The sequence below is a fragment of the Erwinia tracheiphila genome, assembly GCF_021365465.1.
Lineage (GTDB): Bacteria > Pseudomonadota > Gammaproteobacteria > Enterobacterales > Enterobacteriaceae > Erwinia > Erwinia tracheiphila.
This window is the reverse complement of record NZ_CP089932.1, coordinates 1,943,401-1,965,939: the sequence shown is the minus strand read 5'-3', so window position 1 is coordinate 1,965,939 and position 22,539 is coordinate 1,943,401. Positions and strand designations below refer to the sequence as shown.

Here is a 22,539-nt window from a genome sequence, read left to right as displayed (position 1 = left end):
GTGTTTTCTCAGCAGGTTGTTCAGACCTGTGTATAGATTATAGTGGATTATCAGCATCATCAACAGCCGATATTCCGGCAGTTTTCCGCGCTTCAGCCATCTGCTGCACACTGGTTACAAATTCATCAGGGCGCAGCACAAAGCCATAAACAACATCGCCGTATTCGTTCCTGTAAAGCACAACAGGTCTTGTGCTGTTGTTCAGGCCACGAATTAAGTGGTCAGGTATGATCATCACTTTGCTCCAGCATGTTTTTGGGAATCCTTTACTTTCCTTCGCGCGTCCCGATAGTTAAGCCGATGCATACACTTATCTCAATCAACATGTCAGAGCTGTTTGAGATAAGTGGCATTAATATACTGTATATAAAAGGGTCTTCCCCTGTTGTGGTGGCTAAGGGCATTATGATGGCAGTCTTGATTTTCTGAGGAGTCTGCCATGGACGAAAAGTCCCTCTATGCCCATATCCTTAACCTGTCCGCACCGTGGCAGGTAAAATCCCTTTCTCTTGATGAAAAATCTGGTTCAGTGACTGTGATTGTCGGCATTGTCGGGCACACTCAACTGACCTGTCCAACATGCGGTAAATCCTGCCCCATACATGACCACCGGCGTCGCAAATGGCGTCACCTCGATACCTGTCAATTCACCACGCTGGTTGAAGCTGATGTACCCCGCATTGACTGCCCCGAGCACGGTTGCCAGACACTGCCGGTTCCGTGGGCGGGGCCAGGCAGCCGCTACACCCTGTTGTTCGAAGCCTTTGTTCTTTCATGGCTGAAAATTAGCACCGTGGATGCTGTCAGAAAGCAGCTCAAACTCAGTTGGAATGCCGTGGACGGCATCATGATGCGCGCAGTAAAACGAGGCCTGGCCCGGATAAAACAACCCTTATCGGCCCGTCATCTCTGCGTGGATGAAGTCGGGTTCAAAAAAGGACACCAGTACGTCACCGTTATCTCTGACAGGCAGGGACGCGCTTTGCAACTGACCGACGATCGCGGTGTAGAAAGTCTTGCCAGTTATCTGCGTAGCCTGAGAGATCACCAGCTTGAAGAGATAAAAACGCTGTCTATGGACATGAACACGGCCTATATCAGTGCTGCACGCATCCATCTCCCCAATGCCGTGGATAAAATCGCCTTCGATCACTTCCATGTGGCAAAAATGTTGTGCGCCATCGTTGATAAAACCCGTCAGGCTGAGATGAAACAGATCCCGTCGTCAGACAGGAAAGACGCCCACCGCTCACGCTACTTATGGTTTTACAGCAAACAAAATCGCTTTGGGCGCCGCGCTGAGAGGTTAGAAGTTGCCCGGCTGGTGTTACCGCAAACGAACCAGTGCTGGGTAATGAAAGAGCTTGCCCGCGATCTGTGGCACCGCCGCTATGACGACCATAGCCGTAAGTTGTGGCAGGAATGGATGGCGATGGCTAAAGACACCGGCATACCACTCATGGTCAGCATTGCCCGCATGGTGGCAAAGCGGCTTTACGGCATTCTGAATGCGATGAAAAACCGGGTATCGAACGGCAATGCGGAGTCTCTGAACAGTAAAATACGGTTGCTGAGGATCAAGTCACGGGGCTTCAGGAATAAAGAACGGTTCAAGCTGGGCGTAATGTTCCACTACGGGAAGCTGAACATGGCGTTCTGAGTCTCCCACCATGATCGGGGAAGTCCCATATAAAACCAGTGCAATTCTCCAGTGTCTATCGCGTTATTTTTGATCATATCGATAAAAATCAATTGATTGAGTGTTTTTCAAGCAATGGCTTTATTGAAAGTAGGTGAACGGCAGGAAAAGACGGGAATGAATGCTGGAGGTTATTAAAGACGCGGTAGCTGGTGACCACCGCGCCTTAGCTACGTTTCACCGATTATTTTGTCTCGGTGATCAGTCGCATCACTGCGACGATGATTTCGATGACCAGTTTGATGATGGTCAGGATCGTTATCATCCGTTTTTCCTTACGTAAGGAATTGGCAGGATTGACTGGCCCTTAAATTTCCCCGAGCCAAACCATGCTATCGTTGGAGATTGCTTGCCGCTTCCCAGGTTAGAACCCTGACAGCACCACCTGTTTCAGCGGGGAAAAACTGTCCGCTAATCCTGAGTTTGGGGCAATAACTTCAACGGGTTAGATTCTACATTATGCAGGCAGTTAGCAAAAGCTAATTATTTCTTGAAATCTCCCTGATATTAGGTAATCCTAACCTCGTTGGAGATTGCTTGCTTAGATAAGCATCTGTAAGCGGTTGGAAGCGGTTGTTGAACAACTTAGCTGAAACCATCAAAAAACCTCGGGCTACCAACCCGGGGTTTTTTGTATGTGCGATTGACCTTTCCAGCTATGAGAGGCTATCCTAGCATGTGTCGAGCATACGAGAGGCCTCGGGTTGATTCATCAGCTCGGGGCTTTTTCTTTTGGATCGCCATTCCGCTGAACCTCAAAGAGTTTTACCTCCAGCTTAGATAGATTAAACAACACTGGTTTGACATCAGCCGGTGCCGCGTTGTATTCCCGGCGATTCAGGTGTATGTGCTCGGCCTTGCTGACTTTCACCAGATTGGCAGGATCAAGATTCTGTCTGTCACCATCGAGAAAGCGAATTACCATTCCTGGCGGGATTGGTCCATTGTGTTGCTCCCATACGCGAAGATGGACAAATTCCCACTCGTTGGGGTCGCCAACCTTCACGCGCCGATAACCATCGCCATCTGTGATCTCGGTACCCACGGGGACATAGTTCGCCGGGCGGTTACCTTTTTTGAACGATGTCGCATTCGGTGTTTTGGCGCCAGAGCCTGGTACTTTGGCCTGGCCTTTTTTGAATCGACCATCACGGCCTGTCAACCAGCCTTTGCGTTTCCTGAGGGAACTAAGCTGCCCGGCAGTTAGCTCGGTACCAAAGCGTTCGTTAAATTTATCGGCAAGCTCCTGCCGTTCCAGCGCAGCGTGCCATTTAACCCAGTTCAGTTCGATCTCGCTATATTTATGCGCCATGTGATTTACCCACTCTCAGGACTTCAGGAGTATCGCCCGGCTTCAGCCCGCGGCTATACTCTTCAGCATCGAGCACCAGACGGGCATTACTGATAATTTGTGTGGAAATACCCGTCACAGCTTTGGCGCGGTTGATTTCCTCTTGTAGCTTATCTCCAGTAAGCGACTCGTCGCTCAGGCGTTCCATCTGTGCAAACAGGTGGTTATTCAGATCAGATAAAGAATTTTTCACGTAAACCTCTTATGACCAATAGTAATGAACGGTAATCCGATGCTCGTTTAAGCAGCAAGCCTGCTTCGGTCGGCAGCAATTTTTTTCTGTTCGTCGATTATTTCCAGGACTTCGGCAAGCGCTAACCCATCGAGTTTGATCACACCATCGTCACTGATCAGCGCAAGTGCCAATAGCTCAACAGCCCGGCGAGCCTTCTTGACACTGATTTCGGGCGCGATGATGCTGCGGGTAACTTTTTTCTTTCCGGCTGCGGCGGCAATGGCTTTATCCTGTTCCAGTACTTCACCCGCTTTTTCTCCGTGCTCTTTCACACGGTCAACGGCAACATCCACAGATACTGCTCCGGCTTTCACGCTCTGCTGAACATCGTGATTAGCCATCGCCAGCGTTAATAGCTTCTCGATGGTTGCTACTGATTTATGCACCTTCTGGGCTATTTCCTGTTTCGTCAGGTTGAACGCAGCCAATTCTTTCACAACAGCGGCCTGTTCAATTGCAGTCAGCGGCAATTGGCTATTCGATGTCATGATCCGCGCTACGCGGTCAACGTCGTTCCCCTCGAACGGTACGATGCTGATAAACTCAACCGGTTTCCCCGCATCACGGCACCGCTGGTAGCACCTGCTGCGGCGATGGCCCTCAACAATCCATACACCGCCCTCATCACGCGGGATCACCTCCAGCGCAGGTACGCGGCCACCAGCGGCGAGAAACTCAAACAGCTCATCATCGGCCTGCTGCGTCCGTTCGTCGTTCTCACGCTTGTTGAAGCCGTCTTTGACGTGAATATCTTCCAGACGAATAAACATGCCGGAATGCAGGCGCTTGATTGCACCGGAGGTGGTCATTTTTTTAAAAGAATTAGCCATCTATCTATATTTCCTCAATTTATTTTACTAAGCGCAGGTGAGTTACTTTGTTGCGGTAGCTCTCCCACGCGAAATTCACCCACATGCCTTTGTCCATCTTCAGACGGTCTACGACGCGCTCGCCCAGCGTGGCAGCCAGCTCGTCATAATTCAGGTTGGTTAGTACCCCGACAGGCTTCATCGCAGCTAGGCGGCGATCCACAACTTGATTCAGCAAAACTTTCTCGTGCTGCGAACCCTTCTGGATCCCGACTTCATCCAGCACCAGCAGGTCTACACGATCCAATTCGTCGAGTAACGCGGCCTCAGATTGCCCTCCGTCATAACAAGCACGTACGCGCAACATCAGGTCTGCTACAGTGACAATGAGCACAGAGCGGTTTTGTGCCAGCAGGTAATTACCTATCGCCGCTGCAAGATGGTTTTTCCCGGTACCAGGGCTGCCGCTGAACACGAAGCTCGTAAAGCCGTTGCCAAAGTTCATCGCATAGCTCTTCGCCAGACTGAGTGCATGGCGCTGGCCATCACCTTTCACTTCGTAATTTTTGAACGTGCAATTTCGGTGCAGGTTCTGGATCCCTGAACGCCCGAGAATTTTATCGGCCCGAACTTTCTGGTTAAGTCGGTCAACTTCAGCAGCCCTTTTGCGACCTTCCTCGTCCTGCCAGCGTCGCCATTCTTCAGCGTTGGAAAACTTCGGCTGGACACCCGCCGGGATAAGTTTTTTTAGCCGCTCCAGTGCGCTACCTGCCGAAATGTTTTTCATGCCTACCCCCTGAAGCCTGGTGGGATGGTTTTATTTGGCTGAGAAATCTGGTTAACGTCTCTTGGCGCAGGTCTATCAGACTGCCAGCCTCTCGGTTTATCCTGGCTGTTTTGCAGCCACGTAGTGATAAATCGCTTAATTCCACGCGGAGTTTTTCGCTTGGTAGGATTGCTATCCAACCAGCCGCGCATATTTCGCAACTCCTGCTCGATATTCACACCGGGATATAAATTCACCTGCTCGTGCAAATAACTTTCGGTTACATCGAAAAAACTTTTTCCGTCAGAAAGCGGTAACGATATAAAAATTTCTTCTGCTGCCTGATGCTGATTTTTTTCAGCTTCAGGCAATATGTTTTGATCTTTTAAAACCTGTTTACTGCTTACTGCTTTCTGGATACCTGATGGCAAAGGCGTAGGCTTATCCTTAGGCAAAGGCATTGCCATATCGAAAGACTTACCCATAGCCTCGGAAACCCCGTAGCATGCGGCTTTAAGGGAAATCCATGCTTCCCATTTAAGGGAGCATTCAGGTATATATTCGAAAGCTTTCGCCCAAGATTTCACAACGTTTATCGAACCGGGCGGGTTGTGTTTAGCTGCATTCGGCAACCAAAATACTCTGGCTTGCAGGTCGGCTTTCACCAAGCCTAAAGTTATGGCTTCGTCTAAGGCTAAGTCGAAGGCTTCGACATCCCAATCCAGCTCCTCGGCCAATGCAGCTCTACCTGCCTTAAACAGGCCGGGGATAATGCCCGTGAAGGGGCCAGTTAGCAGGTAAATAAACAGACTCTGCCCACTTGGCGGCAATGGAGATAGCGCCCGAAATTTCGGGTCATCCCACATAGTTATCTTTACCTTGCGATAAGGCTCATTGTTAGCCTTTGTCTTAGGCATAGCGTTTGCCATATACTTCACCTTGTCTCTTGGCTAAGAACATGCCAAGAATTTTCATAAAACATAATTTTCTCAGGGAGTTATCACATGGGAGCATTTGCATTCACCGTGCCTCAACGTAATGAAATCAGTATCGAAATCGACGATGAAGGCTTTGTCGAAATTTCCCAAAGTGACGGCTCAATGGAAGATGACAACCTCAACACCATTCGAGTACATAAAACCGACCTGGAGTTTTTGATAATTGGCCTACAGGAAGCAGCTAAATCCTGAATATGGTTATGCATAACTTCCCCGGTATACTTCCCGCGCATCGGCACAGCAAAGCGGTTCGATAACCGATTTAATCGCCAAAAACGCGGATATCGCTTCGTTAATTTCTTTCAGTGCAACGGCTGGCGCAGCGCGAAGATGAACGGCATTTACCGCCTCGATACTTTCTTTTGCTGCGACCGTAGCCAACAGCGCAGGATCCCGAGGTGACTCAATACGGGCTCTCCGTTCGGCAGGCAATACGGACAACGCAATAGGCTTTAATTCGACCGCTAGCGATGCATAACGGGGGCCATCAAATCCCCTGAAAATCCGCTTAACACGCTGGATTGCATTTCTAAGCCCATCGCCGGTATTGACCGCCGGAAGAATATCGCCACCACCATCGGCGTGATATTGATCCGCTATGGCCATCCCGACCGCTTTCCAGCCAGCTTCAAGCGCCCAAGCTTCCAGTTCGGATGCAACAACATCAATCGGAGGACTGATTTTCATGATTCAGTTCCTCTTCTGTCCCTCCGTTATCCTGTGCTGCATACAAACCAGCCTCATACTGCAAAGCGCCATTAGTAAGGGCCGCCAACTCCATAGCACGCAGTTTGGGAATAATTTTCCCCCAACGAGTAACTGAAGGCCTGCTTACATTCGCAGCCGCCGCCAGCTTACTTTTACTACCAAAGAATTTGATCGCATCTTCTTTGTACACTTTATGAACTCCATTTGTTAGCCATAGCTAACAATATAGAAGTTAACACAAACAGAGTAAAGAAGAATTAGCATTAGCTAACTATGAAAAATTTAACCATTGGCGAACGCATCCGGAACCGCCGGAAAGAAATGAAGTTTACGCAGCGCTCTTTAGCTAAGGCGTTGAAGATTTCGCATGTGTCCGTATCTCAGTGGGAACGGGACGATAGTGAACCTACCGGGAAGAATCTTTTTGCCTTAACGAAGGTTCTCCAGTGCACTCCTACCTGGATACTTTTCGGAGATGAAGATCAATCCCCCCAAGAGCCTACGGATACACCATCAGAACTTGACGACAAACAGCGCGAGTTGATCGAGCTATTTATCGCTATAACTGACTCGGAGCAAGATGAACTGCTCAATGAACTTAGAGCACGCGTAGAAAATAATAAAATTCGTCTAGAAGAACTCCTCAAAGCCCGCCAACGCGCAAGTAAAAAATAATCTCTTAGCTAACAACGCATTAGCTATTTTTTACGCCCCAATCGTTAGTTTTGACTAACATTCTCTTGATCTAATCGTTAGCTTTGGTTAACTTAGTCACATCGAAACCACACAGTGATTTCTCAGATAACACGTTCCGCCATCCTGGCGACAAGGGCACAACACAGGAGATGTGAGATGGAAGAATTAAAGCACGTAATTGCACTGCTACTGGAAGATGCAAAACGTTTGCAGCAGTTGGAGCCAGATGCAGGCACCGAAGCCCGCATCTGGATTGCTAAAGAGGCACTCCTTAAATCGGCTGAACTCGATTTTCCAGGATTTGCCGCAACAACTAACGGATCCCAGGCTTTCCGGCAAGGGCTTCAAGAATGCCATTGCGCCTGTCGCTAACAATGCCTATGGCGGCAACACACATAGCACACTGAATAAAATGAAGTTTGTGCTGACAGTTCCGTACTTTGGTATTGCTGTTCAACTCAAATGAAGATGAAGCATTTTGGACATTTTGTAGTTAAAGCCATTTTTATTTCCTTATAGGTATACGAACCATAAGGATATCACGCGCCGGGCGTGGCTAAAAATCCCGGCATTTTAAACAACTAATTTAGCTGGCTGTGATGACAGAGAACCGATGCGCTCAACGCGACCATCCATGATTACTGCTCACAGCCAGCTAAACCAAAAGTGATTTTTCATGCCCTCACCAGGGGGAACGGTTCTCCCTGAGAACGCCGGAAACGTAACCGGCAACCATTAATAATGGAGAATAACATGTACGGTACAGCATTAATGCCACGTCATGCCGTAGTTCCGGGCACGATGATTAAGCATAAAGGTAAATACTGGCGTGCCTCTGCAAATCTGGAAAAAGGTTTATACGCATTGACACCTTCGGAAGTAACCAGAATAAACAGTGACACTATCGAAGTAATGCTAAATCAACGCGGCCTGCCGCTAATAAATTAATTTAAACCACGCCTGTTAACAATGTCGCTAATCCGGCAGGACAACACTCAACTTAACCAAAGGAACTACCATGGAAAACTTTGCTTTCACTGTAGAATGTAAAATAGAACGAATCGTTAATTTCACCGACCGCACCATCGACAAGATTAAAGTGGGCGATGAGGTTATTGGCTATATTGCCGTTAATAAGACCGGGCGGGAAACCATCATCACCCCTCTGACCCCGGCGGGTGAATTCAGAGAAGCACATTGTGTAGCCTGCGCAGGGAAGGAACTTTTTTCTGTGTGGGCGGGCATTCCTCTCGACCTGGTTGATATGGACACAGATGATTCATCCGAACCTGCCATAAGCATTTCCGTGCCGACCGTAAGTAATAAACCCGGACCGGATCCACAGCCGCACTGACAGCCAGTTTTTATTCAGAATAACCATCATCCATTGCTCTGTGTAGTGCTTTCCCGCAGCTACAGCGCGGGGCTTTTTATCCGCATGGGCATTTTCAGAGTGTCCAGCCGGATAAATTAAATGAGGAGGAATGACGTGAACAACCTGAGTTTTTATTTACTGAGGCCTGAGGCCGGAATTAAAAAACCAGAAATGGTTATTCAGGTTTCTGCTGAAAATGAAAAGAAAGCCATCAATAAAATTAATTTTCTCGCGGATGAAGCGGATATTGATCTGGATGGTTATGAAAAACCGATCCTGACCGAATACCCTTCAACAAACTGGCATGCTGATTTACCAGAACCTGACACATTCTCGACTGAGTGGCTTGAGCATTTCGAACTGCTGGGTAGCTTTGGCCGCATCTGGTTCCCCGTTAACCCCGCTCTGGATGAAGGATCCGCCAGTGAGGGTACTGATGAGGATGCATCAAACGTTGTTGCCATCCCAGCCACCCCACTCAATACCCGCGAAAGATTTATGCGGCTGAGTCGCGACACCCGCGTTGTGGCCGTCCTGGAGCGGGGTTTCTACGTCATTGATCAGGAACTCACCGAGCAGGAAACCAGCGAGTTCTCAAAAAAAGCCCTGAATGCGGGCGATGAAGATAAGTACCTTGCAGATTTCCTTTACGGCGTTCGCCTGCCTGAACTGAGCGCCTTTAACGCACCACGATTCGCCGCATTTATCGCCGGGGTTGGCCGCCGCTTTGAGCGTGGTGATGCTGAGGCAACTTTTGCCAACATCCGCAAATTCTGCCTGAACCTGCTTGGGCAGGACTCAGGCAAGACCGACCCCGATCGGTTCAATATCGTGGTTGCCCTGCTCGTGATGGGTAAAAATCCCGTAGGTGCAAAAAGTGGCGATGTCACAAAGGCCAAAGAGCTCGTGGCGATGAGGGAGGAAGCCTGGCGGGCCTGGCATACATCCCTGCAGCTGGTCCCGGGCATCCCGGTGTTCCCGGAAGCGCTGCTTTACGAACTGACGTTTGAAGGCATGAAAAACCTGAAATTAATCAGGGACAGCGCGGGTCGCCGCCAGTATATCCGTGAACATTTTGCAGGACACCCCCTGCTGCCTGATTATCCGATTGAGGACACTGAAAGCCATGATGAAACCCAACAGAGCGCGGAGAGCGCAGATAGCACACTGGCAGATGCAGCGATGCCGGATGATGCAGTGGCGCAGGATACAACAGAGCAGCCAGGATCAGCGGAGGGCGTGGAAACTACGCCATCTGTAGCAGAGCGTACCGGTCCGTTTTATGTGCGCAATGAAGCGGGTGAAGTTAAGCGTGCCAATAAACTGAAAGGACTGGAAGACCTGAAGGCGCAGGGTTACACCGAAATTGATAAAGAAGAATACCTCCGGCTGAAAAATCCACCGCCAGCGGAAAAAGACACTTTTCGGGAAAATCAGAATTCGTCTACCGAATCTCTTCGTGAAAACGCGGTTCCGTCAACCGGCAGCGCCGTTGAAAGCCTGGAACATGAAGAAAAGCTGGCCGCAAATATTAACGGCGTTCAGATAGCAGAGGCTGAACCGGGAAAATTCAGCGTCGGGGCATTTCTGACACCAGCGGACTCATCCGGAGGCGAAAAAACGGAAGAGACCGGTACGGCCACGCCTGAATCGACAGCAGAACCTCGTGAAGCTTACGCAGGTCCGGGGATCTATTACCAGATTTCAAATGCTGATTACCATGCAGGTCCGGGCGTCAGCAAATCGCAGCTGGATGATATCGCCGTGGATCCGGCAATTTTCCGCTGGCGCAAGGCAGCGCCGGTTGACACCGAGAAAACCGCAGCGCTGGACAAGGGTACTGCGCTTCACTGCCTGCTGCTGGAACCCGACGAATATGAGCAACGGTTCATCATCGCGCCAGAGTTCAACCGCCGCACTACCGAGGGCAAGAATGAAGAGAAAGCCTTCATCGAAAGTTGCCAGCAGAGCGGGAAAATTATTATCAGCCATGATGATAACCGCAAGCTTCATCTGATGCGTGACAGCGCTATGGCCCACCCCGGAGCAAGGGCGCTGTTAGAAGCGGAGGGCCACTGCGAATCATCCCTGTACTGGAATGACCCGGAAACTGGCGAGCTGTGCCGCATTCGTCCGGACAAACACCTGGTAAATATGCCTTTTATTGTTGACGTAAAAAAAGTGGCTGACATGAGCCGCTTTGCCCGCCACATCGAAGAGTTCCGCTACCACGTTCAGGCCGCGATGTATTCCGAGGGCTGGCGGGCTCACACCGGTGAAATGCCTCGCTTCGTCTTTCTGGCCGTCAGCGAGAGTATTGAGTGCGGACGCTATCCCGTTCACACCTACATCCTCGACAGTGAAGGCATGGAGGAAGGTTGCCGCCTTTTCAGGCGGGATCTGGATTCCTGGCACCGTTGCAACGAAAGCGGCGAATGGGGCTGGGGATTTGAAGAAATTCAGCGCCCTTACTGGGCAAGAGGATAATCAGGATGAACAATTCAGTCATGAATCCCTTCGGGCAGCCAGCAGTGCAAAACCAGCAGGCAGGTGTGGTAGCCATCGAACAGCACCGGGCTATGCAGGAGGTGCAGGCCGCGCTGGTTGTTGCAAAAAAATTCCCCCGCGACCCGGTGGCGGCGATGGACAGGATCCTTACCGCCTGTACCCGCCCCACGCTGGCAGAGGGCGCACTCTATTCTTACGCCCGCGGTGGTACCGATGTGACCGGACCCAGCATCAGGCTTGCGGAAGCGATCGCACAGAACTGGGGCAACCTTCAGTTTGGCGTCAGGGAGCTGGAACAGCGTAACGGTGAATCCATCGTTGAGGCTTTCGCCTGGGATGTGGAAACGAACACCCGGCAGATCAAAACCTTTACCGTTCCACATATCAGGTACACCAGAAAAGGAACGCAGAAACTTGTGGATCCCCGCGACATCTACGAACTCGTTGCAAGTCAGGGGGCCAGACGCCTTCGCGCCTGTATCCTCGGCGTTGTTCCGGGAGATGTGGTTGAATCCGCCCAGCGGCAGTGTGAAACCACGATGGCGACCAATTTTGAGATCACCCCCGAGTTTATTCAGTCGCTTATTTCCTCATTCGAAAAGCTGGGCGTGACAAAAGAGCAGCTGGAGAAGCGCATTCAGTGCAGGGCCGAAGCCATCAGGCCGGCGCAGGTTGTTCAGCTGAAAAAAATTCAGACCAGCATAAAAGATGGCATGTCTACAGCGTCTGGCTGGTTTGAGGTTTCAGCCCCTTCAAAAAGCGGCACTGCTGACCTTAACAAACTCGATATCAAATAACCCTCCCCGGCCAGCACCGTCTGGCCACTACCGGAGCTATAAAATGACCAAATACTACGTATCGGGCGTCAAAGCCGACGCTAAAGGCCACTGTGAAATCTGTGATGACGCAGAGGCGCAATTCTGGACGCTCTACGAGCGGAATGAAAACGGAGAGAGTCAGGCAGTTATTAGAGTTTTTCGGTAGAAAACTGTTCCGCATTCGCGCCATGATTTCGTTTGGTAATGTTCAAACTGGTGATTTGGGTGGCTGGGTTGAGAGCGAGAGTAATGTAGAACAGTCCGGCGATGCATGGGTGTACGGCAATGCGCACTGGATCTCTATCGGGCCAATTGGTTCAGAGAATGATTTCCTGACAGCGTTCCGGCAGCGTGATAACAGCATCATGGTCAGACGCGGATGTTTCTCTGGCACGATTGACGAGTTTGAGTCAGCTGTTAACGATACGCACAGCGACAACCAGCACGGCGATATTTATCGCGCCCTGATTCTGGTTATTAAGTTGAGGCTGGCAGAAGTTGAAGGTGAGCAGGGAGGCGACCATGCGTGAACTCCCCACCCCATCGGATGTGCAGTTGAGCATCGTTCGCCCAGGGGGTGATTTAGAAAACCCAATCAGGATGATTATCCGCGTTGAGCGAGGGAAAACAATCACTCTGGAAATATTACCCCATGAGTTTGCCCTGGCTCTAACCGGTAGTAGTGACAGAGGTGCAAAAATGTACCTGCGAAATATTGAAGTGAAGCGCATCGGGGGTGACGCATGAACCAGCGCCCATACGACAAAACACTACCGCTTGAGGAATTAGCAAATCTTCGGGGCCTGATTAAATTCGCTTCCCCCATGCCGTGGCGCTGGGCTACCAGCAATAGCATGGCTCGTTTGAGTAGCGCCAGCGGCAAGGATGGCGATGTAATTCATGCATTCAAGGCTGTAGACGAGGTGCCGTGCGTGAATGTTTCCTTGGATAACATGAATCTCATTGCATGCGCTGTTAAAACGCATCAGGTGACCTTGAGGCCCAGGACAGTATCAACGACATTCGCCAGGCGCTGGAAGAGAAAGCAGAAGTGCTGCGCATCAACAGCAGGAGTAAGAGCGATGACGAATGAAGAACGGCTGTCGTTGGTTGAGCGATGCAAAACTATTGCAGCATGGCGGGAAAAATACGGCGACAATGCAAACGTTATGCTGCCAGCGCTGGAGGCAAAACAGATAGCAGAAATCGCCCTCGCCTCGCTGCAGGCTGAGAGTTTTGCTTTTATCCACCCTCAGATGCTAGAGGATTTAAAATATAAAGCCAGAAGTTGCGGTAGGTGCTGGACTGGAAGTCACGATGAGTTAAGCGGAGAAGCAAGGATTCCTGTGTACACCACAGCACCAGCAATGCCTGACGGGTTTGACCCGGACAGCGGACATGAAACAACGGTTGTCGCACATTATCACGCACATGGCGAATGGATTAAGTGCAAATCCCACATTGAGGAAATTTGCGATTACGTGTTGTTGCCAGAGCTAAAAAATGTTGGTGGATTATGAGTGAAGTGACAGAAACCCTGTATGGAGAGCTGTCGGACGGGGCGTTTTTCGCCCCTGCATCTTCCGACATGGTTGACTCTCTTATCGGCCAGTACAAGCAACTCCGGGCCAATATAGAAATGATGTCCGGGTTAATTAACTCGCACCATGTATCGGTTCACCATTTTCTGGAGGGAAATCAGGACCATGATCGGCGGCATTATTTCGGCGGCGTCAGTAATCTATTTAAACTCGAAGGCGCTATCGCCAGTCTGAATGCAACATTCTGGCAAAAAGCACTGAATATGACCGACGTATACGAGTACATGCCGAACAACCGGCGTACCGAGTGGAACGAGCAGATCAGGGAAATGAAAACACCCGGCTTCGAAGAAGAGACCGTGCGACCAACAATCATGGAACTGCTTAACTCACGCCAGAAATTCTTCTCCGAGCGTGTGGATGGTATTTTCCGCGCGCTTTCCGGCGACCACGTTACCAACCGACCGGAAGGCTTCGGCAAGCGCATGATCCTTGCCCGGGTGTTCACCGATTACGGCATGACAAATCACAATATGAGCGGCTATATCCAGGATCTACGGCAGGTGATTGCTAAATTTATGGGCCGCGATGAACCCCGCTGGCGTGTAACCGACGACGCATTACAGGAAGCCCGCTGTCGCCACGGTGAATGGTTGGTGCTGGACGGTGGAGCATTGCGTGTCCGGGCTTATCTGAAAGGTACAGCACACCTCGAAGTCCACCCGGATATGGCCTGGCGGCTCAACTGCATTCTGGCACACCTGTACCCGCTGGCAATCCCTCCACAATTCCGCCAGAAGCCAAAGAGAAAGCTGAAAGATTTCGTGCTGATGAGCAAGCCACTCCCCTTCGCCGTTCTGGAAGTGCTGGCGGGATTAAAGGCAGAGCGGCACACCCCGATTCACCGCAACCGCTGGGATGAGCCGACACAGCCCCTGACTACAAATCCGTACAACCGCCGATTTGACTGGCGCGACGAAGACAAAGCGATCCGGGGCCAGGCGGGGAAAATACTGGAAACCATCGGCGGCGTGCTGATTAAAGCGGGTCCAAATAAAAATATCAACATCTGGGAGTTCGACTATGACCCCGCCCGGGTGCTGGGTGAAATTATCGCGTCCGGGTGTATTCCGGATCATCAGTCGCACCAGTTTTACCCTACCCCTGAATCGCTGGCTGAGTGGGCCGTATCCGAAGCTGATATTCAACCCAGTGATAGATGTCTGGAGCCGAGTGCCGGCACCGGGAACCTTGCCGTACTGATGCCGGCAGACCAGACCCAATGTGTAGAAATATCAGCGCTGCACTGTCGGGTACTGGAGGCGAAAGGTTACGCCGTCGAACAGGCTGATTTCATCCAGTGGGCCGAAGCCACCAGCAGTCGCTTTGACAAAGTGGTAATGAACCCACCGTTCAGCGAAGGACGGGCCAAAGCGCATGTGGAATCTGCTGCCAGCCTGGTTAAACCCGGCGGCCGTCTTGTGGCCATCCTGCCCGGAAGTATGCGGAAAAAAGATATTTTGCCCGGCTGGTCATGTAGCTGGTCTGGATTAATTGATAACGAGTTTGACGGTACCGGCGTTTCAGTTGTCATGCTGAAAGCCTATCGCAAGTGATTTTTGATAATCAGTTTTAAAGCCCGGTTGGCGCTAAATTACTGACCGGCTGTATGAGGTACGAGTATGGCCAGAATGGTGAGCTTAGAAGAATGGGCGGCGGAAGAATTTGGAAGTTTAGCCCCCAGCCTTCGCACATTAAAAAAATATGCCAAGGGCCACATGATGGCACCACCAGCCAGAAAAGTAGGCAGAGAGTGGATGATTGATCGTGAAGCCCGATTTATCGGCATTTTAGCTGAACCAAAAATCGCACCGACCGCAAACCCCATGCTGAGAAGGATTATTGAAGATGGCTGCCAGACCACGAACCCATAAAATCACCATCCCTAATCTGTACTCAAAACTGGACAAGCGTACCGGGCGTGTTTACTGGCAATACAAACACCCTGTAACGGGTAAATTTCACAGCCTCGGCACTGATGCTGAAGAAGCCAGACAGGTCGCCAGTGAGGCCAACGACATTATCGCGGAGCAGCGCACCCGGCAGATCCTCAGCGTTAACGAAAAAATCGCCCGTATGCGTGAGTCCGGAGAATTTATCACCGTCACAACCTGGCTGGATCGCTACCTTGTTATCCAGCAGGAACGACTTGAAACAGGAGATATTAAATTGAACTCAGTAAAACAGAAGAAAAAACCCGTTGAACTGCTTCGCCAGCATTCAGGGATGCTTTATCTGAAAGATGTTACTGCGCTGGAAGTGGCAGAAATCATTGATACAGTGAAAGCACAGGGGCATAACCGTATGGCTCAGGTCGTCAGGATGGCTATCATTGACGTTTTCAGAGAGGCGCAACACGCCGGACACGTACCGCCAGGCTACAATCCGGCACAGGCTACAAAACAGCCCCGAAACAGAGTGACACGCCAGCGCTTGTCGCTTAATGAGTGGAAAACCATTTATGCCGCCGCTGAACAACATCCGCCCTACCTACAGTGTGCAATGCTATTGGCTTTAGTGACTGGCCAGCGGATAGGTGACATTTCTAATATGAAGTTTTCTGATATATGGGACGACATGCTGCACGTTACCCAGGAGAAAACCGGTTCACGTCTGGCTATCCCACTGGACCTGATCTGTGGGGCAATTAATATTTCACTGAGGGAAGCCGTGGCTAAGTGTCGGGATGCGGTATTAAGCCAGTACCTGGTACATTTTCGACACACTACATCACAGGCGATTCGGGGGGGCAGGGTTTCGGCTAATTCCATCACAACCACATTCAAAAAGGCCAGAAACCGGTGCGGCATAACGTGGCCGGAGGGAACAGCGCCAACGTTCCATGAACAGCGTTCTCTGTCTGAACGCCTGTATCGGGAACAGGGGCTGGAAACACAAAAACTGCTGGGGCATAAATCACAAAAAATGACGGATAAATATAACGATGATCGAGGGAAAGAGTGGATGGTAATCGCAGTTTAAACCGTACTTTTTCTATACAGTTTTGGGGAAGAGTTTTGGGGAAGTTTTGGGGAAAGATTGGGAGATCAAAAAGCCAACATAAAATTAACAAATTATGTTGGCTACATGTTAACAAAAATACTTACATGTGCTTAACGATAGCATCGCCAAATTCTGAACATTTCAGCAACTTAGAGCCATCCATCAGGCGCTCAAAGTCATAAGTAACGGTTTTGGCAGCGATAGCCCCTTCCATTCCTTTAACAATTAAGTCAGCGGCTTCTGTCCAGCCCATGTGACGCAGCATCATTTCAGCGGAAAGAATCACGGAGCCGGGATTCACTTTATCCTGGCCCGCATATTTAGGTGCCGTACCGTGTGTCGCCTCAAATAACGCACATTCGTCGCCGATATTGGCTCCGGGCGCAATGCCAATGCCGCCAACCTGTGCTGCCAGCGCATCAGAAATGTAGTCACCGTTCAGATTCATACAGGCAATGACGTCGTACTCAGCCGGACGCAGCAAGATCTGTTGCAGGAAGGCATCGGCAATCACGTCTTTGATAATGATTTCTTTAGCGTTATTCGGATTTTTGATCCGAATCCAGGGGCCGCCATCGATCAATTCGCCGCCGAATTCCTCTTTCGCCAACTGGTAGCCCCAGTCTTTGAATGCACCTTCGGTAAATTTCATGATGTTACCTTTGTGAACCAGCGTGACCGAATCACGATCATTTACGATCGCGTAGTCAATCGCCGCGCGCACCAGGCGTTTGGTCCCCGCTTCAGAACACGGCTTGACGCCGATGCCACACTGTTCAGGGAAGCGAATTTTCTTAACGCCCATTTCATCGCGCAGAAACTTAATGACTTTATCGGCTTCTGCTGTGCCTGCTTTCCACTCAATACCGGCATAAATATCTTCTGAGTTCTCACGGAAAATCACCATATCAGTGTCTTCCGGACGTTTTACCGGGCTGGGAGTTCCCGTGTAGTAGCGAACAGGACGAAGACAAATATAAAGATCGAGCTGCTGACGGAGGGCAACATTCAATGAGCGAATACCGCCGCCGACCGGCGTGGTCAGTGGGCCTTTAATAGCCACGCGATACTCTTTAATGAGGTCGAGGGTTTCCTGCGGCAGCCAAACATCCTGGCCATAAAGCGCTACCGATTTCTCACCGGTGTAAATTTCCATCCAGGAAATTTTACGCTCACCGTTATAAGCTTTCTGTACGGCGGCATCGACAACCTTGATCATAACTGGGGAAACATCAACGCCAATTCCGTCACCTTCGATAAAGGGAATGATGGGATTGTCAGGCACGCTGAGTTTGCCCTTTTCCAGAGTAATTTTTTGACCTTCCGCCGGAACAACTACTTTGCTTTCCATTAACCTCTCCTTCGGGCGCTTTCTTGTTAATGATTTGTAAGATGCGGGACAATACTACTGCAATATTCCCCCCGCGCCAATCCTCACCAGTTTGCGTTATAATGCGCTCATCCTTAACAAGTGCAAAGAACATGCTTAAAATTTCTTTTAAAAATCACCACAATAAACGTTCCAGTTCATCCTTCACGGCAAACAAAATCAAAAAAGGGCAACGGCGGGTTATCGCCTTTAATAAACCTTTTGATGTTCTCCCTCAGTTCACAGATGAAAGAGGCCGCACCACCTTGAAAGATTTTATTCCTGTACCAGGAATTTATGCAGCCGGGCGTCTGGACCGCGATAGCGAGGGGTTGATGTTGCTGACGAACGATGGTGTGCTTCAGGCCAGACTCACGCAGCCAGGCAAGAAAATCGGTAAAATTTACTATGTCCAAGTTGATGGCGAGCCGACAGAAAAAGATCTTCAGCCGCTGCGTGAGGGCGTTGTTCTCAAAGATGGTTTTACGCTCCCCGCAGGGGTAGAACGCGCCAGCGAGCCACACTGGCTGTGGCCGCGCACCCCGGCGATACGCGAGCGTAAAACTATTGCGACCAGCTGGCTTAAGATTATGCTGTTTGAAGGACGCAATCGTCAGGTCCGGCGAATGACCGCACACATTGGCTTTCCAACACTTCGCCTGATTCGCTTTGCTCTGGGGGAAGTGACGCTGCAGGATTTACCACCGGGTGCATGGCGTGATATTACCAGTGAATTTCCCCGCTAAAACAATACCGGCAATATTAAGGAGTCAGACATGTTTAAACCACACGTTACTGTCGCAACCGTGGTACAGACAGAGGGCCATTTTCTTGTGGTAGAAGAGATGGTGCGTGGCCGGGCAACGTGGAATCAGCCCGCAGGCCATCTCGAAGCCAATGAGACGCTTTTGCAAGCGGCCTCACGGGAACTTTACGAAGAAACGGGCCTTGAAGGCGTACCTCAGGCTTTTTTACGACTGCATCAGTGGATAGCACCGGATAATACACCGTTTTTGCGTTTTCTTTTTGTGCTGGATTTACCCAAAATGCTGCCAACCTGGCCGCAGGATCGCGACATCGATCGCTGCTGGTGGTTAACGCCGGATGCCATACTGACGTCAAAAAAATTGCGCTCGCCGCTGGTGGCCGAAAGTCTGCGGATTTATCAGCAGGGTCCGCGTTATCCACTGGCGCTACTCAGCGCATTTCAGTGGCCGTTCAGTGAAGATGCGCACGCACCGGACGCGTGGTAGACTAGGTCGCAATTTTAAAGGGCAGCCTTTAACTGCCACTCAAAGTCAGGTATTCCTCATGTCATCAAGTCAAAAAAAAGTAATCGTCGGTATGTCCGGCGGTGTGGATTCTTCCGTTTCCGCCTGGTTGCTGCAACAGCAAGGCTATCAGGTTGAAGGTTTATTTATGAAAAACTGGGAGGAAGATGATGGCGAGGAATATTGTACAGCGGCAGAGGACCTGGCAGATGCCCAGACCGTATGCGACACACTGGGTATTGTCCTGCACACAATAAATTTCGCGGCGGAATACTGGGACAACGTTTTTGAGCACTTCCTGCAAGAATACAAAGCGGGTCGTACGCCCAATCCCGATATTCTCTGTAATAAAGAAATAAAATTTAAAGCCTTTCTTGAGTTTGCCGTAGAAGATCTGAACGCCGATTTTATTGCCACAGGCCACTACGTTCGCCGCGAAGATATCGACGGCAAAAGTCGCCTGTTGCGGGGCCTCGATGCGAATAAAGATCAGAGCTACTTTCTCTATACATTGGACCATCAACAGATAGCCCGTAGCCTGTTTCCCTTGGGGGAACTGGCAAAACCCGAAGTGCGCCGCCTTGCTGAACAGCTGGAGCTGGTAACCGCGAAGAAAAAGGACTCCACCGGAATTTGTTTTATTGGCGAACGTAAATTCCGCGATTTTCTTGGCCGCTATCTGCCTGCTCAACCCGGTGCAATCATCAGCGTTGAGGGTGAAGTGATTGGAGAACATCAGGGCCTGATGTATCACACCTTAGGACAGCGCAAAGGGCTTGGAATCGGCGGCATCAGAGGAGGCTGCGAAGAACCATGGTACGTGGTCGATAAAAACGTAGAAAAAAACCAGCTGGTGGTAGCACAGGGTCACGATCATCCGCGGCTGATGTCAGTCGGACTGATTGCACAGCAACTTGATTGGGTTGACCGCGACGTTCTGTCTCAACCGATGCGCTGTACGGTTAAAACCCGTTATCGCCAGGAGGATATCCCTTGCCTCCTCACGCTGGTTAGCAACGACCGCCTCGAAGTACGTTTCGATGAGCCTGTCTCAGCCGTCACACCCGGTCAGTCCGCCGTGTTTTACCAGGGGGATATTTGCCTGGGTGGCGGCATTATTGAACAAAGGTTGCCACTTCTTTAGTTTTTATCGGCCGCTTTATATTGGATTAGTGACTGCACACAGTCTCCTAAAGGAGTTAACGTGGCGAAGAGTTTTTATGACATAACGCTGGCTCTTGCTGGCATCTGCCAGTCGGCACATCTTGCGCAACAGCTTGCACACCAGGGGCATTGCCCCACTGAAGTATTGAAAATATCCTTACACAGTGTAGTGGATCTGAACCCGTCCTCCACGCTGGCAGTATTTGGTAATAATGAAGCAAATCTGCGTTTTGGGCTGGAAGCACTACTCGCCGTGCTGCACAGCAATCGTCACGGCACCGTGGCTGAACTGACCCGCTATACCCTTAGCCTGATGACGCTGGAGCGCAAGCTCAATGCGAAACAAAGTGCGCTGGACGCGCTGGCACAGCGCGTCCGCCAGCTTGACCGACAACTGCTTCACTTTGATTTAGACTCTGATACGCTACTCAGTGCAATGGCAACGATTTATGTTGATATCATAAGTCCGCTTGGCCCACGGATTCAGGTGACCGGGTCTCCGGCCGTGCTGCAAAACACGCAAATTCAGAGTAAAATTCGCGCCACGTTGCTGGCGGGCATTCGCGCTGCCGTGCTGTGGCAGCAGGTCGGCGGTGGTCGCCTGCAGCTGATGTTCTCCCGCAATCGCTTCGCCAATGAGGCAAAGCAAATTTTATCCCGGGCAACCGGATCGTCCAAATGTTAACCTCTTCAGGAGTTGCACCAATGGAATTATCCTCTCTGACAGCCATCTCACCGGTTGACGGTCGTTACGGTGACAAAGTCAGCCCTCTGCGCGGCATTTTCAGTGAATATGGTTTGCTGAAGTTTCGCGTTGAAGTGGAGGTTCGCTGGTTACAAAAACTGGCTGCCTGCGCAGAGATAAGGGAAGTTCCTGCATTTGATAGCGACGCAAACACTTTCCTTGATGCGATTGTCGCTAATTTTAACGAAAATGACGCGGCGCGAATCAAAATTATTGAGCGCGCCACCAACCACGATGTCAAAGCAGTGGAATACTTTCTGAAAGAAAAAGTGGCTGACTATGCTTCACTACATGCCGTGTCAGAATTTATACATTTCGCCTGCACTTCTGAAGATATCAACAATCTTTCTCACGCGCTGATGCTGGACACAGCCCGCCGCGAGGTGATTCTGCCCTACTGGAATAAGATTATCGCGGCAGTTAAAAACCTGGCCGTAGAGTATCGCGATATTCCACTGCTTTCGCGCACCCACGGTCAACCAGCAACGCCGTCAACGCTTGGCAAAGAAATGGCGAACGTGGTCTGTCGCTTTGAGCGCCAGCTGCGCCAGCTGCAGAAAATAGAGATCCTTGGCAAAATGAATGGCGCAGTAGGTAACTATAATGCGCACATGGTAGCCTATTCGCAAGTTGACTGGCACCAGCTGAGTGAAGACTTTGTGACGTCGCTGGGCATCACCTGGAATCCATATACCACCCAGATCGAACCGCACGACTACATTGCAGAACTGTTTGACTGCATCGCACGTTTCAATACCATCCTGATCGACTTTGATCGTGACGTATGGGGCTATATTGCACTAAACCATTTCAGGCAGAAAACCATCGCAGGCGAAACTGGTTCCTCCACCATGCCACACAAAGTTAACCCAATTGACTTTGAAAACTCTGAGGGCAACCTTGGCCTGGCAAACGCCGTTATGCAACATCTGTCCAGCAAACTTCCGGTTTCACGCTGGCAGCGCGATCTGACCGATTCCACCATGTTACGCAACCTGGGCGTTGGCACAGGCTATGCACTGATTGCCTATCAGGCAACGCTGAAAGGTATTTCAAAACTGGAAGTGAATCGTGAGCGGCTGCTCGACGAACTGAATAATAACTGGGAAGTGCTGGCTGAACCGATCCAGACGGTAATGCGTCGCTACGGCATTGAAAAACCCTATGAGAAGTTGAAAGAACTGACTCGCGGCAAGCGTGTCGATGCCATCGGCATGAAAAACTTTATTGACGGGCTGGACCTGCCTGAAGAAGAAAAGTCACGGCTGAAATTATTAACCCCAGCTAATTATCTTGGCCGTGCGGTTCAAATGGTCGACGATTTGAAGTAACCTGCTTCGCAGGCTGATATAAGTCAGCCTGCGTTAACCTGCTGTTTATCTGCTTTCACCTATACTTTCTCAAAACGACCATCATACCTTCG

General features: G+C 50.4%; 29 protein-coding genes. 20 read left to right on the top strand and 9 right to left on the bottom strand.

The features are described from left to right. Positions 1 to 37: 37 nt before the first annotated feature. A complete protein-coding gene (locus LU633_RS10385; RefSeq protein WP_016192912.1) occupies positions 38 to 235 on the bottom strand; it encodes a hypothetical protein in 198 nt (65 codons plus the stop codon). A 204-nt stretch (positions 236 to 439) separates the two neighbouring features. On the opposite strand from LU633_RS10385, the gene LU633_RS10380 reads away from it, so the two are divergent. Then, positions 440 to 1,660, top strand: coding sequence for an ISL3 family transposase (locus LU633_RS10380; protein ID WP_046371806.1), 1,221 nt, complete (start codon positions 440 to 442; stop codon positions 1,658 to 1,660). Positions 1,661 to 1,820: 160 nt separating this feature from the next. Then, on the top strand, positions 1,821 to 1,982 hold the full coding sequence (locus LU633_RS10375; RefSeq protein ID WP_157275273.1) for a hypothetical protein: 162 nt from the start codon (positions 1,821 to 1,823) through the stop codon (positions 1,980 to 1,982). Positions 1,983 to 2,411: 429 nt separating this feature from the next. On the opposite strand, the gene LU633_RS10370 is transcribed toward LU633_RS10375, so the two are convergent. Genes LU633_RS10370 through LU633_RS10350 form a run of 5 tightly spaced genes read right to left on the bottom strand, consistent with a single transcriptional unit; the run spans position 2,412 to position 5,597 of the window. Beyond that, positions 2,412 to 3,011, bottom strand: a complete 600-nt coding sequence (locus tag LU633_RS10370; RefSeq protein WP_016192913.1) for an HNH endonuclease signature motif containing protein — start codon at positions 3,009 to 3,011, stop codon at positions 2,412 to 2,414. Beyond that, complete coding sequence (locus LU633_RS10365) at positions 3,001 to 3,243, bottom strand: hypothetical protein (RefSeq protein WP_016192914.1); 243 nt, start codon at positions 3,241 to 3,243, stop codon at positions 3,001 to 3,003. Before LU633_RS10365 ends, LU633_RS10370 begins: the two co-directional genes overlap by 11 nt. A 47-nt stretch (positions 3,244 to 3,290) precedes the next feature. Next, positions 3,291 to 4,115: a ParB/RepB/Spo0J family partition protein gene (locus LU633_RS10360; protein ID WP_016192915.1), complete on the bottom strand. Its 825-nt coding sequence runs from the start codon at positions 4,113 to 4,115 to the stop codon at positions 3,291 to 3,293. 19 nt (positions 4,116 to 4,134) lie between these two features. Beyond that, positions 4,135 to 4,881 (bottom strand): ATP-binding protein, encoded by a 747-nt coding sequence (locus LU633_RS10355; RefSeq protein ID WP_016192916.1) that lies wholly within the window; start codon positions 4,879 to 4,881, stop codon positions 4,135 to 4,137. A 2-nt stretch (positions 4,882 to 4,883) separates the two neighbouring features. Continuing rightward, positions 4,884 to 5,597, bottom strand: coding sequence for a hypothetical protein (locus LU633_RS10350; RefSeq protein ID WP_051124415.1), 714 nt, complete (start codon positions 5,595 to 5,597; stop codon positions 4,884 to 4,886). 267 nt (positions 5,598 to 5,864) lie between these two features. Here LU633_RS10350 and LU633_RS10345 point away from each other — a divergent pair, with 267 nt between their 5' ends. Then, positions 5,865 to 6,050, top strand: coding sequence for a hypothetical protein (locus LU633_RS10345; protein WP_016192918.1), 186 nt, complete (start codon positions 5,865 to 5,867; stop codon positions 6,048 to 6,050). Positions 6,051 to 6,056: 6 nt separating this feature from the next. Here the strand turns inward: LU633_RS10345 and LU633_RS10340 are convergent, their stop codons facing one another. Next, positions 6,057 to 6,545, bottom strand: a complete 489-nt coding sequence (locus tag LU633_RS10340; RefSeq protein WP_016192919.1) for a toxin YdaT family protein — start codon at positions 6,543 to 6,545, stop codon at positions 6,057 to 6,059. After that, complete coding sequence (locus tag LU633_RS10335; protein WP_016192920.1) at positions 6,523 to 6,756, bottom strand: Cro/CI family transcriptional regulator; 234 nt, start codon at positions 6,754 to 6,756, stop codon at positions 6,523 to 6,525. The genes LU633_RS10340 and LU633_RS10335 overlap by 23 nt, the downstream gene beginning before the upstream one ends. Positions 6,757 to 6,839: 83 nt before the next feature. On the opposite strand from LU633_RS10335, the gene LU633_RS10330 reads away from it, so the two are divergent. From LU633_RS10330 to LU633_RS10275, 12 genes are all read left to right on the top strand, one after another. Continuing rightward, positions 6,840 to 7,241 (top strand): helix-turn-helix domain-containing protein, encoded by a 402-nt coding sequence (locus tag LU633_RS10330; RefSeq protein WP_016192921.1) that lies wholly within the window; start codon positions 6,840 to 6,842, stop codon positions 7,239 to 7,241. Between the two features lie 177 nt (positions 7,242 to 7,418). Then, positions 7,419 to 7,634: a hypothetical protein gene (locus LU633_RS10325; RefSeq protein WP_016192096.1), complete on the top strand. Its 216-nt coding sequence runs from the start codon at positions 7,419 to 7,421 to the stop codon at positions 7,632 to 7,634. Between the two features lie 381 nt (positions 7,635 to 8,015). Next, positions 8,016 to 8,210, top strand: coding sequence for a cell division protein FtsZ (locus tag LU633_RS10320; RefSeq protein WP_016192097.1), 195 nt, complete (start codon positions 8,016 to 8,018; stop codon positions 8,208 to 8,210). 70 nt (positions 8,211 to 8,280) lie between these two features. Next, entirely contained in the window at positions 8,281 to 8,616 is a 336-nt protein-coding gene (locus tag LU633_RS10315) for a hypothetical protein (RefSeq protein ID WP_016192098.1), read from the top strand. A 1,710-nt stretch (positions 8,617 to 10,326) separates the two neighbouring features. Next, on the top strand, positions 10,327 to 11,124 hold the full coding sequence (locus tag LU633_RS10310) for a PD-(D/E)XK nuclease-like domain-containing protein (protein ID WP_040465749.1): 798 nt from the start codon (positions 10,327 to 10,329) through the stop codon (positions 11,122 to 11,124). A gap of 5 nt (positions 11,125 to 11,129) precedes the next feature. Beyond that, positions 11,130 to 11,942 (top strand): hypothetical protein, encoded by an 813-nt coding sequence (locus tag LU633_RS10305; protein WP_016192100.1) that lies wholly within the window; start codon positions 11,130 to 11,132, stop codon positions 11,940 to 11,942. Between the two features lie 143 nt (positions 11,943 to 12,085). Next, positions 12,086 to 12,493 (top strand): hypothetical protein, encoded by a 408-nt coding sequence (locus LU633_RS10300; protein WP_046372001.1) that lies wholly within the window; start codon positions 12,086 to 12,088, stop codon positions 12,491 to 12,493. Beyond that, a complete protein-coding gene (locus LU633_RS10295) occupies positions 12,486 to 12,710 on the top strand; it encodes a hypothetical protein (protein ID WP_046372000.1) in 225 nt (74 codons plus the stop codon). The genes LU633_RS10300 and LU633_RS10295 overlap by 8 nt, the downstream gene beginning before the upstream one ends. After that, positions 12,707 to 13,483 carry a hypothetical protein gene (locus LU633_RS10290; protein WP_052734704.1) on the top strand — a complete coding sequence of 259 codons (777 nt, stop codon included), beginning with the start codon at positions 12,707 to 12,709 and terminating at the stop codon, positions 13,481 to 13,483. The genes LU633_RS10295 and LU633_RS10290 overlap by 4 nt, the downstream gene beginning before the upstream one ends. Further along, a complete protein-coding gene (locus LU633_RS10285) occupies positions 13,480 to 15,120 on the top strand; it encodes a DUF4942 domain-containing protein (protein ID WP_046371999.1) in 1,641 nt (546 codons plus the stop codon). Before LU633_RS10290 ends, LU633_RS10285 begins: the two co-directional genes overlap by 4 nt. Before the next feature lie 66 nt (positions 15,121 to 15,186). Next, a complete protein-coding gene (locus LU633_RS10280) occupies positions 15,187 to 15,438 on the top strand; it encodes an excisionase (RefSeq protein WP_016192101.1) in 252 nt (83 codons plus the stop codon). Further along, positions 15,413 to 16,546: a site-specific integrase gene (locus LU633_RS10275; RefSeq protein WP_016192102.1), complete on the top strand. Its 1,134-nt coding sequence runs from the start codon at positions 15,413 to 15,415 to the stop codon at positions 16,544 to 16,546. Before LU633_RS10280 ends, LU633_RS10275 begins: the two co-directional genes overlap by 26 nt. Before the next feature lie 121 nt (positions 16,547 to 16,667). Here LU633_RS10275 and icd read toward each other — a convergent pair whose 3' ends face one another. Next, positions 16,668 to 17,918: an NADP-dependent isocitrate dehydrogenase gene (gene icd / locus LU633_RS10270; protein ID WP_016192103.1), complete on the bottom strand. Its 1,251-nt coding sequence runs from the start codon at positions 17,916 to 17,918 to the stop codon at positions 16,668 to 16,670. 101 nt (positions 17,919 to 18,019) lie between these two features. Here icd and rluE point away from each other — a divergent pair, with 101 nt between their 5' ends. Genes rluE through purB form a run of 5 tightly spaced genes read left to right on the top strand, consistent with a single transcriptional unit; the run spans position 18,020 to position 22,447 of the window. Then, entirely contained in the window at positions 18,020 to 18,682 is a 663-nt protein-coding gene (gene rluE / locus LU633_RS10265; RefSeq protein WP_016192104.1) for a 23S rRNA pseudouridine(2457) synthase RluE, read from the top strand. 30 nt (positions 18,683 to 18,712) lie between these two features. Next, on the top strand, positions 18,713 to 19,189 hold the full coding sequence (locus LU633_RS10260; protein ID WP_016192105.1) for an NUDIX domain-containing protein: 477 nt from the start codon (positions 18,713 to 18,715) through the stop codon (positions 19,187 to 19,189). A 58-nt stretch (positions 19,190 to 19,247) separates the two neighbouring features. Further along, positions 19,248 to 20,351 (top strand): tRNA 2-thiouridine(34) synthase MnmA, encoded by a 1,104-nt coding sequence (gene mnmA, locus LU633_RS10255; protein ID WP_016192106.1) that lies wholly within the window; start codon positions 19,248 to 19,250, stop codon positions 20,349 to 20,351. A gap of 60 nt (positions 20,352 to 20,411) precedes the next feature. Beyond that, on the top strand, positions 20,412 to 21,056 hold the full coding sequence (gene hflD / locus LU633_RS10250) for a high frequency lysogenization protein HflD (RefSeq protein ID WP_016192107.1): 645 nt from the start codon (positions 20,412 to 20,414) through the stop codon (positions 21,054 to 21,056). A 20-nt stretch (positions 21,057 to 21,076) separates the two neighbouring features. Beyond that, positions 21,077 to 22,447: an adenylosuccinate lyase gene (gene purB, locus LU633_RS10245; RefSeq protein WP_016192108.1), complete on the top strand. Its 1,371-nt coding sequence runs from the start codon at positions 21,077 to 21,079 to the stop codon at positions 22,445 to 22,447. The last annotated feature ends 92 nt before the right edge of the window (positions 22,448 to 22,539 follow it).